This is a genomic window from Vreelandella sp. F11, assembly GCF_042466685.1.
Taxonomy (GTDB): Bacteria; Pseudomonadota; Gammaproteobacteria; order Pseudomonadales; family Halomonadaceae; genus Vreelandella.
Window position 1 is genome coordinate 3,604,107 of sequence record NZ_CP170448.1, and the last position, 13,968, is coordinate 3,618,074.

The window sequence follows — 13,968 nt, forward strand, 5'->3', positions numbered from 1 at the left end:
GCCTTAAGTCAGGCTTTACTAAGCAGGTTCCCGAGCAGCATACGTAGCCGCAAGGGCTTTAACGGTTTGAGTAAGCAGTGCATGCCGGCTTCCCGGGTAGCGCGCTTAATCTCCGCCTCATGATTGGCCGTAATCACTACCGCTGCTAGGCCGGGATAGCGCCGCTGTAGTCGCGCGGCCAGTTCAATCCCGGTTTCACGGTGATCACCCAAATGGTAATCCACCAGCAGTACCGCCGGCTGCTCACCGTCGCTGGCAGCCTCCAGCGCACTCACCGTGGCGGCGGCTCGCACTCGGCACCCCCAACTACCCAGCAGCGCCTGCATGCCGTCTATAATGGCCAAATCATCATCAATCACCCAGATAACACGGCCACACAACGGATCCTCTGCACCGTCAGGCAGCACCGCGTTGTGAGTGTTATCCAGTGTGGGAACCGTTGCCGCGGCGTAGGGCACGGTGATCGAAAATAGCGCGCCCACGCCGGGACGAGAGGCAAGCGAAACCGGCTGTCCCAGCATGGTACTGATACGGTCAACAATGGCGAGCCCCAATCCTAAGCCACGGCTGTGAGCGCCGTTAGGCTGGTTAGCGCGACGAAACTCCAGAAAGATCGCTTCCCGCTGCTGCTCAGGGATCCCGGGGCCAGTGTCGCCCACGGTAATTTCCAACCCTTCTTTGCGCCGCCGGCAGCCCAGTAGCACTCGCCCCTGCTCGGTATAACGCACCGCATTACTTAAGAAGTTGCGGATCACTCGCGCCAGCAGTGCCAGATCGGATTCGACTACCGCACTAGAGGGCACGTAGTGGAGTGCCAGCCCTCTCACCCCGGCTATTTGGCGATACTCTTCTGCCAATGCATCTAATAGCGTGCTCACCGCGAAGGGGGCTTTATCAGCATGGAGAACCCCCGCATCCAAACGTGAAATGTCCACCAGTGTGCCTATTAGCCCCTCTACATCCTTTAACGAGCGGCCAATATGGCTGACTAGCATTTGCGAGGTCTCGGGCAGTGAGTGCGTTTCTAACGCACTGGCAAACAGACGAGCGGCATTGAGCGGCTGCAGCAGGTCGTGGCTAACCGCCGCCAGGAATTTCGTTTTGGATAGGTTGGCGGCTTCGGCTTCGGCTTTCGCGGCCAGTAGGCGCGTATTAACCTGGCTTAGTTCATCTAAGGTGCGGTGCAGCGCATGGGTGCGCTCACGTACCTGTTCGGCAAGCAGTACCGAGCGCTCAAAGGCGGCATAGGGCGCGGGATTGACATCACCCCCGGTTTCCACCCGCTCCATGAGTGCTTGGCACACTTTACGCAGGCGACGGTTCTCTTCCCGCAGCGCCGCGACATCAGTTGCAGCAGCCCTATCGGTTGCTTCAGACGTGGCCGTTAGTTGGAAGAGATCCAAACGCCACCCCCGTAAATGTTTGATTCACATGCATACCGTGATGCTGCTCGCCATAGGTATTGAAGCCTACCACGCCTGCTAGACACAGCAGTTGTGACGCCTGATCAAGTTGCTGCAGCGCCTCGAGCTCCATCCGGCGCAGAAAACAGTCGCAGCCAATAATCATACTCGTCGCCCCCAGCCTGGCGCTCACTCCGTCCAGCATCACTTTGAGGTTATCAAGGAGCGGTGTTGGCTGCATGGCAGTCAGTACGATGCCGTTTTCCACTGCGCAGTAAAAACTCAAACTACTGTCGCTATTAACCCCCTGGATAGAGCGCACATAGTGCTGTCCGCCAATGCGGACGGCTAATGGGTGGCGGGCAAAAACAGCGGCGCTGAGCTGCTCAGGGGCAACGCCTACCAACGCTGCATAGACGTGGGCGGCGGGCAGACCATTGAGCTCTACCACCCGCCGCTGCTCACGGTCAGCCTCGGTTACCACGAGCTTGTGGGCCAATGGGATTAAGTGATGGGTTGAGAACACTTCAAAGGGCAACCGGGTATTGATCATGACGACCACCGCCGCACGGGTATAAAAGCATCCAGCGGTATACACATGGGTATGGCTAAGGTGGTTATCGTCACCCGCCGAGCCGCCAAAACTAGGAATGCGCCCTAGCGCGGCATCCAGGGTAGCGAGTACTTGCTCTTCACGGCTGGATAAACCATCCAATAACGTCAGTGCAAAACTGTGCTCATTGATCGGCGCGATGGCTTGTTGTCGGCAACGTTCCAAAAGCGTGTCAACCAACGGTTGAGCATCGGCCAACGCAAAATATTCGAGGTCGTCAATCAGCGCCGTTTCAATAGCAAACAGGCGACGATCAAACCCGATAGCCACGATGGAGCCGCGGTCATAGCCTTCAGGCGTTATTTCCCCAGCGGTAGTACAACCACTTAGTGGCGTAGTGGGAAAGCGACTTTCCATCGCATCGGCTAGCGCCGCTAAATCATACTCCGCACTGCAGAAGAACAGTACGAATCCCAGATGTTCGTGCTGTAATGCGTCAGCTAACTCCGCCGCTGCCCGGCTTGCATCGGTCTGCTGGCTAGCTGCAGTGCTAATGCCCTGTTCAACTTGATAAGTGATCACGGCTCCACCTCTCCAGTGCGGAATGCGTATGCGCCGCTGCAAGCCTTAACGCACTGAACGCTTCATCAAGCTGCCCGGATGTGGTGCGTTCTGTTTTGGCTAATAGCTCAAGTTGCTTTGCCAACTCGCCAAGCTGGTCGGCCCCCATACTCAATGACTCGCCACGCAACTGATGGGCAAGCCGCACGACCTGCAGCTTCTGTTCTGACGTCAAAGGCGTTGCAGCCAGACAAGAAGCCAACTGCGCGGAGTAATCGCTTACTTGCTGGTGGTAAAGCATGATTAGCTGAACCATGCTCACTTCACCAAGCGTCATTTTCAACATGCTCAGGGTATCGCTATTAAGCAATGACTGCTTTCCGGCTAGCGTCGGAGACGCCGCTAACGCCTGTAAAGATGCGCCTGGGGTCGCAAAAAGCTGTAACGCCAGCACGTTACTTAGTGCAGAGAGCGATAGAGGCTTGGTGATGTAATCATTCATACCCGCGGCCAGACAGCGCTGTCGATCATCTTCAGCGCCTCCGGCGGTCATGGCGACAATCGGCACACTGGCTAACCAGCCGCCCTGTTCACGCAACCGTTGCGTGACCGTCAGGCCATCCATATCGGGCAGTTGAATATCCATAAAGATCAGATGCACTTGCTGCGACTGGGCCATGGCCAAGGCGTCATGGCCACTCTCAGCCCAGACCGCGTCGCAACCCAAGCGGGCCAATAAGCCCATCGCGACTTTGCGGTTGATGGCGTTATCCTCTACCAGAAGCAGTTTTGTGCCGGTAAAGTCTCGCTTGGGTGCTGGGGGTAACGACGTTTTGATGGGGTCAGCGGCAATCAACGGCAGCTCACACCAGAAGGTGCTTCCCTGGCCTAACTGGCTATTTACCCCTAGTCGACCTTGCATGGCTTCGCTTAGCCGTTTGCAAATTGCCAGCCCTAGTCCTGTGCCACCAAACCGTCGAGCCACCGACTCATCAGCCTGCTGAAAAGGCTCAAAAAGGCGTTGCTGTTGCTGCTCGCTGAGACCACACCCTGTATCACTAATCTCAAAGAGTAGCTTCTCCACCGTGGAGGAGACCCGAACGCTGACTTCGCCGTGGTCAGTGAATTTGATGGCATTAGCGAGAAGATTAAGCAAAATTTGCCGCAATCGCCCCGCATCGACCTGCACCCACGCGGGTACCAACGAATCCACATTAACCTTGAGCGCTAACCCTTTCATGTTGGCTCGAGGGGCAAATAGCACCACCACGCTATCAACCAACGGTTTGAGCTCCGTGGGCGATGTTTCGAGGGTTAAGTGGCCTGCTTCAATTTTTGAGAAATCGAGGATTTCATTGATCATTGCCAGCAATTGATTGGCGCTGTCGTGGATCGTATGAGCGTAATCCTCAATCTGAGCAGGGCTTGCTGATTCGCGTAGCAGCTCACTCATACCAATCACGCCGTTCAACGGTGTGCGAATCTCGTGGCTGACCATTGCCAAAAAGTCAGATTTGGCTTGGTTAGCTGCTTGCGCTTGTTTGGCGGTGACTTCGAGTTGACGGCCAAGCTGCTCCTGAATCCGCCTTATCGCCGCACTCTCACGCATTTCACGAACTAAAAAGGCAATCACCAGGAAGGCCGCTAAGCTCATACCAATAATCAGGGTCATGAGCAGCTTGTAAAGCAGGCTGAGCTGAGCCCGCTCTTCCGTTGCCGATTCAGCTAAGTAGCCGTTAATAGCAATAACCAGCCTTTCAGTGAGCCGAGTTAACGCCTGCAGTTCTTCTTCCAGCGATGCGACCGGCAGTCGCTCAAGCGCTTCATTTGACACGCCCACAGCGCTGGAGGGAAACAGGCTATCCAGCAAATCAAGCTGCTGCTGGATTTGGCCTAGCAGCTCACGGGCGGTATCAATTTGCTGCATGAGGTTACGGACTTCACCCTCGTTCAGCAACGTCATGCGGCTATAGAGCAACTCAAAGCGAAGATTTAGCTCCTCATATGCCTTAGACGATAGGGGCTCCCGGGTCACAGCCAACAAATGGTTGAGTAGCTGTACCGCATCGCGATCCAACTTATAGACAACCCAAGCGGTGTCTTCCCGCAAACTTTGAGTGAGATTTTCTTGGCGCCAGGCGGCCAGGGTGGCGACGACCAATGCTGCAGCAAATAGTAATACCGCCAAAATGGCAACGAGCTTAAAACGACGAGGGTAACGCAGTAGGCTTGAAGCCCGCGCATTAGAAGCGCTAATCAACATTAATATGCATAACCTGCCATACCGCCCTAAAGCGAATCTTTTCGCTTAACAGCGCTTCATCTTGATCAAACGGGTATAACACCCATAAAGGGCCATACTCCCGAACCGGAATAGATTCACCGTTTTTTTTCATGGCTAAAATGACATCGTACTCATTAAAATCACTTACCGGTATTTCAGCTTCGTAGCCGTTCAGCGCGGAGACATAAACTGCATCAGCGTCAGAGCTTACCGCCGCTAGCAAATCACGCATTAAAGGGCCGCTATAGTAGCTACTGCCTTCTGTCCAAGGCGTGCTAGTCTCAAACTCGTGCTGTGGTAAAGCCGCTAACATTGCACGGTCAAACAGGGCCTCACTCCCAGCATTAGTATGGCCAATATTACCGCTGACGGTCAAAATAACGGGCCCATCAGGCGCTTTCAAGTCATCGGCTGCCCCCGCAAGCCCCGCCAGGGGAGTGCTGAAGATCAGCACGACCCACCCCATAAACAACGCTCTCACAGTAAGCACCTCACAAAGGATTACTCAAAGGCCAAAGCACCCAAGAGCAAAAAAGAAGACAGCGTAAAGATTACGCCATCTTCCTTATCAAATCAGGGCAAATACTGTCTTTTTCGTCACTGAAGCGTTATTAAGTGTTTACTGTTGAGTTACGATTCAATTTTCTCAAACGGTTCAAAGCGCACTAACTCTTCATAAGCGTGCCAACTGGCGTGGCCTAATACCGGCAAGATCAGCGCCAAGCCGATATAGAACGTCATCACACCCACCAACACACACAGGGTAAGAATCACAGCCCATAACAGCATAACGCGGAAATTACGCGCGACACAGCGTACGCTAGCTTCAATCCCCTCCATAAAGGTTAAGTCTTGATCCATCAGCGTAGGAATCGCTACAACGCTAATAGCAAAGGCACCAAAGGCAAGAATACCACCCGCTACCGTTCCTACCGCCAGCATTCCCAAACCTTCTGGGGTAGTCAGCAATGCGGTATAGAGCGAAGCGGGACTGGGCACTTCAAAACCAAAAAACAGCGCAAACAGAAGCGTGGCCAAACGAATCCAAGCGAGGAAGAAGATCATCATCATGACCCCCATCATCGCCAACTGGCCTGCATGGGGTTTCCAACTGCCGAACGCATCACCCAGGTTAGGTACTTGTCCGCGCTCCAACGCCCGGCTAATGCCATAAGAGCCAACCGCCACCAACGGGCCAATAAACATAAACCCTGCAATCATCGGTAGTAGCCAGTACCAGTAACCCATTGTGAAAGCACCTAGGGTAATAGCAATACTCAGCCCCACCCAGAACATGCCATAAGAAAGGCTCACTACCGTAGCACGGCGAAAATCCTCAACGCCTGCAGCCAACCACGCCCTGGGTCGATCCAAACCGACTTTATTGATACTGATTTTCACACTAGGGTGGTTCGAATGGTGGTTTGTTTTTGTTGTAGCCGCATTCATGGCATCACTCCTGTTGTTCCTGATATAGATCCTGGATTCAGGATTTACCTCTATCTCATCAACGCTCAATCCTCGCCGATGGTATTAATGCCAAATTAATGGCTTAACGTTCTCCATTAATACTCTCTTAATGTAGCTGACCAACGCTATTGAAGGATGGTACTTTGAGATACGCGTACAAAAAATCCACGAAATAGCTTTAAAGCGCCAATTAAATTGCTGCGTTATCAAAAACTAATGTAGTGAAGCTGAGAATACTGACAATAAAAAAACTCCGAGCTAGCTGCCCGGAGTTTTGGTTTTGCCTGTATGGCCGTCTAGTGCTGAGGTCGTTCTAGGCTGACGTCGCTCTAGGCTGACTTAGTATCTAACGCACAATCATTACCGATACTTTGGCATGATGCACCACATGCTCAGCATTGGGGCCCAGCACGTAATCAACAAACTTACGTTTGGTATGGGAAGCCATAACGATCAGGTCGACATCCAACTTTTTACCTGCCTTAATAATGGCTTCCCAAGGCGAGCCATCGACAATCACGCTTTGCGTTTGAATCTTCTCAGGCACATTCTTTTGAATGAACGCATGCTGAGCTTCTTTGATAGCTTCATGCGCTTTCTTAGAAAAATCCTTGGGAAAATAGGCCCCGACCATGGGCATCTTAAACTCCGGCAACACCGTGACCACATGCAACGATGCCCCAAAGGTCTCACAAAGCGTAATCGCCGTGGGCAGCGCCTTCTTCCACGACCCTTCTTCATTAAGATCCACGGGCAGTAAGATTTTCTGATACATGACGGCCTCCTTAAGCGGTTGCTGCTGATTCATCGGCGGACTGTTTTTCCCGCCGACGGCGCTGTAGCAGTACCACTAAGCCAAAGATGACCAGCGCCGGTATCCACATCCACTCTTTCGTCCAGCGATCAACGGGAGCCAGCACTTCAATGATCTCTTGATCGAAGTCGAAGCCTAACTCGGCGGCCTGGCTGCCAAACTCGACAAAATCGACCACGGCCTGATCACCATCTGCCAACAGCTCCATTCCCAGCGCTTCCATACGCTCCTCACTGTTATCTCCACTGGGCACAGGAACGAGAATATAGGTCGTCATTGGATCGCCGTAATCATCAACACCCGCAATTTGCACCCGCAAGTTACTGCCGTCATCGACACTTCCAAGTGCTTCTGCAAACTGAGTAGGCGGAATCGACTCGTAGGGATCGTGGATTCGATCCATCCAAAAGCCAGGGCGGAACAGCGTAAAGGCCACTAGTAGCAAGAGTAGCGACTCATACCAACGGTTGCGGGCAATCATGTAGCCCTGTGTGCCCGCTGCAAATATCAGCATAGCGGTGGTCGCGACGATGAACACGACAATACCTTGCATAAAGGTGACATCGATCAACAGCAGGTCGGTATTAAAGATAAACAGGAATGGTAGCGCCGCGGTGCGCAGGCTGTAGTAAAAAGCCTGGAAGCCAGTACGTAATGGATCACCGCCGGAAACCGCCGCCGCAGCAAACGAAGCAAGCCCCACGGGCGGCGTGACATCCGCCATAATGCCGAAATAGAACACGAATAGGTGAACGGCAATCAGCGGTACAATCAACCCATTTTGCTGCCCAAGGAGCACAATAACCGGCGCCATTAGCGCAGAGACCACAATGTAGTTAGCCGTGGTTGGTAGACCCATCCCCAAAATCAAGCTAAGCAGCGCGGTAAGCAACAGAATCATCATCAGGTTGCCACCGGAAAGAATTTCCACTACATCCGCCAGCACCAGGCCTACACCGGTTTGCGAAACAGCACCCACCACGATACCGGCGGTTGCGGTGGCAATACCAATCCCGATCATATTACGGGCACCGGCGACAAGGCCGTCCCATAGGTCTTTAAACCCCTCTTTAACATCAGCCGAGAACTGGCTGTGACCACGGAAGAAAGCAATCACCGGGCGCTGGGTGACCATGATAAAGATCATGAACATGGTCGCCCAAAACGCCGACAACCCTGGCGACATGCGCTCCACCATCAAACACCACACCAGCACAATGACCGGTAGAATGTAGTGCAAGCCCACCATTACCGTTGGACGAGTTTGTGGCAGTTTGACCACGGCAGAGTTAGGGTCATCCATTTCCAGCTCTGGATAATTCGAGCTGATTTTCAACAGCCCTATGTACACTACGGCCAAGCCTACCGAAATAACCCAGGGGGTGGCCTCTCCGAGTACAGGTTTAAGCCAGCCAAGCCCGTAATAAACCGCGAAGGATAGGGCCATCAGCAGTATCAGCCCGGTCATAAAGCCCAGAATTTTGTTGAGTATAGGGCGCGCAGGATTACTTGAAGGCAGCCCTTTCATGTTGGCCTTCAAAGCTTCTAGGTGAACAATATAAATTAGCGCGATATAGGAAATAATCGCGGGCAGAAAGGCATGCTTAATAACTTCTACATAAGATATGCCAACATACTCCACCATCAGAAAGGCAGCTGCCCCCATGACTGGCGGCATTATCTGGCCATTTACTGAAGATGCCACTTCAACGGCGCCCGCTTTTTCAGCACTAAAGCCCACGCGTTTCATCATCGGAATCGTAAAGGTGCCAGTCGTTACCGTGTTGGCAATCGACGACCCCGAGATCAACCCCGTCATACCCGAAGCGACTACAGCCGCTTTGGCAGGGCCACCCTTGAAGTGACCAAGCATAGAGAATGCCACTTTGATGAAGTAGTTACCGGCCCCCGCTTTGTCCAACAGGGCACCAAACAGCACAAAAAGGAAAACAAAACTGGTAGAAACCCCCAGCGCAATGCCAAACACCCCTTGGGTGCCCAGCCACTGGTGATTAATCAAACCGCCCAGGCTTACGCCCCGGTGGGCCAAAATACCGGGCATATAGGGCCCAAACAGCGAGTAAACGATAAACAGACCAGCCACGATCATCAGCGGCGGCCCAAGCGCGCGCCGTGTGGCTTCCAGCAACATAATAATGCCGATCACGCCAATCACGATATCCTGAGTGATAGGACGACCGGGGCGCTGGGCCAAATCATCGTAAAACATAAACAGATAAGCACCGCAAAACGCGGCTACCGCGGCAAAGGCCCAATCCTGAAGAGGGATGCGGTCACGCGGTGAGCGTTTTAAGGCAGGATAAGCCATAAAAGCGAGAAACAGTGCAAACGCTAAATGAATCGAGCGCGCCTCAGTGGCACTGAACACGCCAAAACCCACCATATAAGAGAGTGGTGAAGCTATCCAGAGCTGAAACAGCGACCAGATCGCTGCAATGCTCACCAGCAGCTTACCCGGCCCCCCCACTGGTTTTCGTGCCCCGGAATCGCTGGAGGCAACCATATCCTCCAGGTCATTATCAGCAGCCGCCGAAGGTTGTTTGTCATCACGCATACGCTTGCCCTGTGTATGGTCAGCGCTGACAATCAGCGCTTTCAACAAGAAGCGCGGACACCTGGGTTAACAATTACCAGGCGCCCGCGCTTTACTACAGGCGGTGAACGCTGCTCACCTGCCGATTATTACGTCTCTTCGAACTTACTCGATCCAGCCACGCTCACGATAATAACGCGCTGCCCCATCGTGCAACGGAGCGGTAAGGCCGTCAGAGATCATCTCTTCTTCGTTCAGATTTTCAAACGCTGGGTGGAGACGCTTGAAACGGTCAAAGTTTTCAAAGACGGCTTTGACGGTTTCATAAACGATATCTTCATCAACGTCAGCGGAAGAAACGAATGTTGCCGCCACACCGAAGGTTTCAACGTCTTCATCGTTACCACGGTACAGACCGCCAGGAATCACGGAGCGGGTGTAGTATGGATACTCTTCAACCAGCGCATCAATCTCATCACCGGTTACTGGGACTAAACGTGCATCGATGGTGGTAGTCGCTTCCTGAATAGAGCCATTCGGGTGGCCCACAACATACACCATGGCATCGATGTTGTTATCGGACAGGGCCGCAGACTGCTCGGCGGCATCCAGCTGAGAAGCAAGAGCGAAAGTATCTTCGTCCCAGCCGAACGCGTCCATGACGACATCCATGGTATTACGCTGGCCAGAGCCCGGATTACCGATATTGACACGCTTGCCAGGGAAATCACTGATGGTTTCGATGCCGGAATCGGCACGCGCAACAACAGTCAGCGGTTCACCATGCATAGTGAATACGGAGCGCATATCTTCCCAAGCGCCCTCTTCTTCGAAGTTTGCTTCACCGTTATAAGCACGGAATTGAACATCAGACTGAACAACGCCCATGTCCAGTTCACCGCTCTTCATGCCGTTAACGTTCGCTACTGAGCCACCAGTAGAAGGAGCATTACAACGGATGTTGTGGTCGTCACTGCCACGGTTAACCATACGGCAAACCGACTGGCCTACGACGTAGTAAACGCCGGTTTGGCCACCGGTACCGATAGTGATGTAGCGTTCCTGCGCAACAGCAGGAGACGCAAACGTGGCGGCAGCAATCAGCGCGCCAGAGAAGGCGGCAGTGGAAAATACATGGCGTTTCATGAACACACCTCTTTGTATTGATGTTATGAGCGTATTTGATGTTGCAAACATCGTGCGTTTTGGCCTCACCTGATGAACCGTTCCCTCAGGTGGCCTTGCTCCAAAACGTTTTTCAAACATTCTGTTTTTAAGACAAACGGTTACAGGCGAGCTATAGCTGCCTGCTAACACTACTTTAGCGAAAAAAACCTAATTAGCGAAATGTAATACGCTAAATAATGAATTTCGATGTCGTCTAATACACAGTGTAGCGCTCTTAATCGTTTAGGGAGCGTTAACTGCTATACCGCCTTTGCATAAGGTAGGCAAAAGGGTAAACCAAATTAGTCAACGTTATAGCCCAAAACGCGCGGCAGCCACAGCGCAATAGCGGGAAAAATCGCCACCAGCGCTAACGCACAGCCCATGGCAACGACAAACAGCAGCGCCCATCCAATGGTCTGCTCTAAACGAATTTTGGCCACTTCGGTGGTCACCATCAAATTCACCGCCACCGGCGGGGTAAATTGGCCAATAGCAATGTTCATTGCCAACAGAATGCCAAACCACACAGGGTTCCACTCAAAGTGCTGCATGACGGGGATCAAAATCGGCATCATGATCAGATAGATGGAGATCGCATCCAGCAGCATCCCAGCCACCAGCACCGCGAGCATCACCAGGATCAGCAACAGCACGCCGTTATCGGTCAAGCTGATAATCCACTCCGCTAAATGACGGAACGTACCCAGCATGGTGCCCGCCCAAGCAAAGATACCCGCCAGGGCGATAATCAGCATCACCACGCCTGAAATAATCGCTGCCTCCCCCAGCAGTTCCCATAAATCGCGCAGTGACAGCTCACGGGTCAAAAACAGCCCGACAATCGCGCCATAAGCCACGGCGACCACCGCTGCTTCGGTAGGGGTAAACAGGCCTGAACGCAAACCACCCAGAATCAATACCGGTGCAAACAGCGCCGGTATCGCCTGCTTAAACGTAGTACGTACGCTTAGCCGTTCGGCACCCTCTACCGGTGTGCCGCCCTCCCAGCCGTAGCGTTTGGAAACGAGCATAGCGGGCACCAGCAGCGCCAGCCCGGCCAGAATACCGGGGAATAACCCTGCCGCGAACAGTGCACGCAAATCGACACCCGGTACCACAATCGAGTAGAGGATCAGCGCCACTGAAGGCGGAATCAGGATCGCCGTTGAGGCAGAGGCGGCAATCAGCGTGGCGGAAAACGGCTTGGGGTAGCCCGCCTTGGTCATACTCGGCAGCATCACCATCGCCACCGCTGCCGCATCGGCAGGGCCTGATCCGCTCATACCGCCCATGATCATGCATACCAGCACAGCGACCAGCGCCAAACCACCATGGCGCGGGCCAATCAACGCCTGGGCAAAGCGCACCAAGCGCAGCGCCACACCAGAGCGTTCAAAAATAAGCCCTGTTAAGATAAACAGTGGAATCGCAATAAGCGGGTACTTGGCAATGCTGTTATAGGTGTTGGTGCCCATTGTCGCGAGCATGTCCGGCGACAAACCCAGTACGATGCCAACGGCCCCGGAGAGCGCCAGCGAAAACGCCACCGGCACCCCCGCTATCAGCAAACCCGCAAAGGCCAGAATCATCCACACATCAGGGCTCATCGGTGAGCCTCCCCGTCAAACGGTCAACGGTTTGCTGAACCAAGCGCCACACCATGGCCGCAGAAAGCACAGGCAGCCAGACTAAATACCACCACTGGGGCAAGCCAAGTCCTGGTGACAGCGACTCCCACTGATACTCTTGCCACGCCATCTTGCCGCCATACCAGGTGATCAAACCCAGCACGGTGACACCGCAAAGCGCTTGAAAAAAAATCAGCCCACGGCGGTACTTGGGCGGCAATGCCCGTTCCAAAAAGCCAATACGAATATGGCGGTTACGCCGCAGCGCCACCGAGGCACCTGCAAAGGTCAGCACGACCAGCAAAAATACAGAAAACTCTTCTGTAAATGAAAAGGAGCCGCCGGTTAGGTAACGCGTAATCACATTGCCTAAACTAATCAACGAAATAATGATTAATGCCAGCGCCCCCAGCCAGCGTTCAGGGCGCGCATCAGGAAAGCCTTTCATGGCAGCCTCACAGCAAAAAACTCCCAGCCTTAAAGACCGGGAGTTTGAACATCACAGGTAATTAGCGCGCGTCGATAGCAGCTTGTGCGGCCTCTACCACTTCTTCACCAATCCGCGGCGCCCATTTTTCGTACACGGACTGAGTGGCATCGACAAACGCCTGGTACTGCTCATCGGTCAATTCAGTCACCGTCACGCCGCGCTCTTGAATCGCCGCTAGGCGTTCGCTCTCTTCTTCACGGGTCATGGCTATTTCCCACTCGCCCGCTTCTACCGCGGTTTCGCGCAGCAGAGTTTGCTGCTCTTCGCTCAATGTTTGCCAGACCTGCTGATTGACCGCAAAAATCAGCGGGTCATTCATGTAGTTCCAGAGCGTCAAATGCTCCTGGCCGACCTGATCAATGCGCGCGACGTCAAACACAGAGAGCGGATTTTCCTGGCCATCCACAGCGCCGGTGGTCAGCGCGGGCTGCGCGTCGGTCCAGCTCATTTGGGTGGGATCAGCACCAAGTGCCGAGAAGGTATCCTGGAATAGCGGCGAGCCGACAACACGGATCTTCAGGCCATCCAGATCATCTGGCTGGCTAATTGGCCCACGCGAATTGGAGACCTGTCGAAAACCGTTTTCACCCCAGGCCAGCGGAATAACGCCGCGTGATTCGATCGCTTCAAACACCAACTCCCCAGCCTCCCCACCGGTAACCGCATCGACGGCGGCTTCATCGGGAATGAAGAAGGGTAAAGAGAACAGGTTAAGTTCCGGCACCTGGGGTGACCAGTTAATGGTCGAGCCCACTGCAGCGTCGATTAACCCAGAACGCATGGCAGAAAATTCACGGGTTTGATCACCGGAAACCAGTTGAGAATTCGGATACACCCGCAGCGTTAATTCACCGCCGCTACGTTCTTCCACCAGTTCTGCCCACTTCTCCGCTGCCTGCCCCCAGGGGAAAGCATCAGACAAAACCGTAGAAACCGAGAGTTCGCGTGCTTGTGCAGAAAGGGAGGCGGAAAGCAGTGCCGCACCGGCCAAGCCAGCGGTGAAGTGAGCTATTGAGCGTGTCAGCGTCATGGTAGATCCTT

At 53.7% G+C, this 13,968-nt stretch carries 11 protein-coding genes; all 11 read right to left on the minus strand.

Annotated features, from left to right (window positions below):
* Positions 1-8 precede the first annotated feature (8 nt).
* Entirely contained in the window at positions 9-1,403 is a 1,395-nt protein-coding gene (locus ACFIOZ_RS16525) for a hybrid sensor histidine kinase/response regulator (RefSeq protein ID WP_386079766.1), read from the minus strand.
* On the minus strand, positions 1,372-2,538 hold the full coding sequence (gene nosP / locus ACFIOZ_RS16530) for a nitric oxide-sensing protein NosP (RefSeq protein WP_386079768.1): 1,167 nt from the start codon (positions 2,536-2,538) through the stop codon (positions 1,372-1,374). Before nosP ends, ACFIOZ_RS16525 begins: the two co-directional genes overlap by 32 nt.
* The gene (locus tag ACFIOZ_RS16535) at positions 2,519-4,780 is read right to left on the minus strand and encodes a hybrid sensor histidine kinase/response regulator (RefSeq protein ID WP_386079770.1); all 2,262 of its coding nucleotides are present in this window, start codon (positions 4,778-4,780) and stop codon (positions 2,519-2,521) included. The genes nosP and ACFIOZ_RS16535 overlap by 20 nt, the downstream gene beginning before the upstream one ends.
* Positions 4,770-5,267 (minus strand): molybdopterin-dependent oxidoreductase, encoded by a 498-nt coding sequence (locus tag ACFIOZ_RS16540; RefSeq protein WP_386084117.1) that lies wholly within the window; start codon positions 5,265-5,267, stop codon positions 4,770-4,772. The genes ACFIOZ_RS16535 and ACFIOZ_RS16540 overlap by 11 nt, the downstream gene beginning before the upstream one ends.
* Positions 5,268-5,431: 164 nt before the next feature.
* Positions 5,432-6,250 (minus strand): DUF2189 domain-containing protein, encoded by an 819-nt coding sequence (locus tag ACFIOZ_RS16545; RefSeq protein ID WP_386079771.1) that lies wholly within the window; start codon positions 6,248-6,250, stop codon positions 5,432-5,434.
* Between the two features lie 367 nt (positions 6,251-6,617).
* Positions 6,618-7,046, minus strand: a complete 429-nt coding sequence (locus tag ACFIOZ_RS16550) for a universal stress protein (protein ID WP_386079773.1) — start codon at positions 7,044-7,046, stop codon at positions 6,618-6,620.
* Positions 7,047-7,056: 10 nt separating this feature from the next.
* A complete protein-coding gene (locus tag ACFIOZ_RS16555) occupies positions 7,057-9,660 on the minus strand; it encodes a TRAP transporter permease (RefSeq protein WP_386084118.1) in 2,604 nt (867 codons plus the stop codon).
* A 144-nt stretch (positions 9,661-9,804) separates the two neighbouring features.
* The gene (locus ACFIOZ_RS16560; protein WP_386079774.1) at positions 9,805-10,785 is read right to left on the minus strand and encodes a TAXI family TRAP transporter solute-binding subunit; all 981 of its coding nucleotides are present in this window, start codon (positions 10,783-10,785) and stop codon (positions 9,805-9,807) included.
* Positions 10,786-11,108: 323 nt separating this feature from the next.
* Positions 11,109-12,416, minus strand: coding sequence for a TRAP transporter large permease (locus ACFIOZ_RS16565; protein WP_386079776.1), 1,308 nt, complete (start codon positions 12,414-12,416; stop codon positions 11,109-11,111).
* Entirely contained in the window at positions 12,406-12,885 is a 480-nt protein-coding gene (locus tag ACFIOZ_RS16570; RefSeq protein WP_386079778.1) for a TRAP transporter small permease, read from the minus strand. The genes ACFIOZ_RS16565 and ACFIOZ_RS16570 overlap by 11 nt, the downstream gene beginning before the upstream one ends.
* A 61-nt stretch (positions 12,886-12,946) precedes the next feature.
* On the minus strand, positions 12,947-13,957 hold the full coding sequence (locus ACFIOZ_RS16575) for a DctP family TRAP transporter solute-binding subunit (protein ID WP_386079779.1): 1,011 nt from the start codon (positions 13,955-13,957) through the stop codon (positions 12,947-12,949).
* Between the last annotated feature and the right edge of the window lie 11 nt (positions 13,958-13,968).

What these genes read in the sequence shown, in the direction of transcription:
- ACFIOZ_RS16550 (WP_386079773.1), bottom strand. Translation starts at nt 7,046, where the DNA reads ATGTATCAGAAAATCTTACTGCCCGTGGATCTTAATGAAGAAGGGTCG.
- ACFIOZ_RS16535 (WP_386079770.1), bottom strand. Translation starts at nt 4,780, where the DNA reads ATGTTGATTAGCGCTTCTAATGCGCGGGCTTCAAGCCTACTGCGTTAC.
- ACFIOZ_RS16555 (WP_386084118.1), bottom strand. Translation starts at nt 9,660, where the DNA reads ATGCGTGATGACAAACAACCTTCGGCGGCTGCTGATAATGACCTGGAG.
- ACFIOZ_RS16540 (WP_386084117.1), bottom strand. Translation starts at nt 5,267, where the DNA reads ATGGGGTGGGTCGTGCTGATCTTCAGCACTCCCCTGGCGGGGCTTGCG.
- ACFIOZ_RS16560 (WP_386079774.1), bottom strand. Translation starts at nt 10,785, where the DNA reads ATGAAACGCCATGTATTTTCCACTGCCGCCTTCTCTGGCGCGCTGATT.
- ACFIOZ_RS16570 (WP_386079778.1), bottom strand. Translation starts at nt 12,885, where the DNA reads ATGAAAGGCTTTCCTGATGCGCGCCCTGAACGCTGGCTGGGGGCGCTG.
- ACFIOZ_RS16545 (WP_386079771.1), bottom strand. Translation starts at nt 6,250, where the DNA reads ATGAATGCGGCTACAACAAAAACAAACCACCATTCGAACCACCCTAGT.
- ACFIOZ_RS16575 (WP_386079779.1), bottom strand. Translation starts at nt 13,957, where the DNA reads ATGACGCTGACACGCTCAATAGCTCACTTCACCGCTGGCTTGGCCGGT.
- ACFIOZ_RS16565 (WP_386079776.1), bottom strand. Translation starts at nt 12,416, where the DNA reads ATGAGCCCTGATGTGTGGATGATTCTGGCCTTTGCGGGTTTGCTGATA.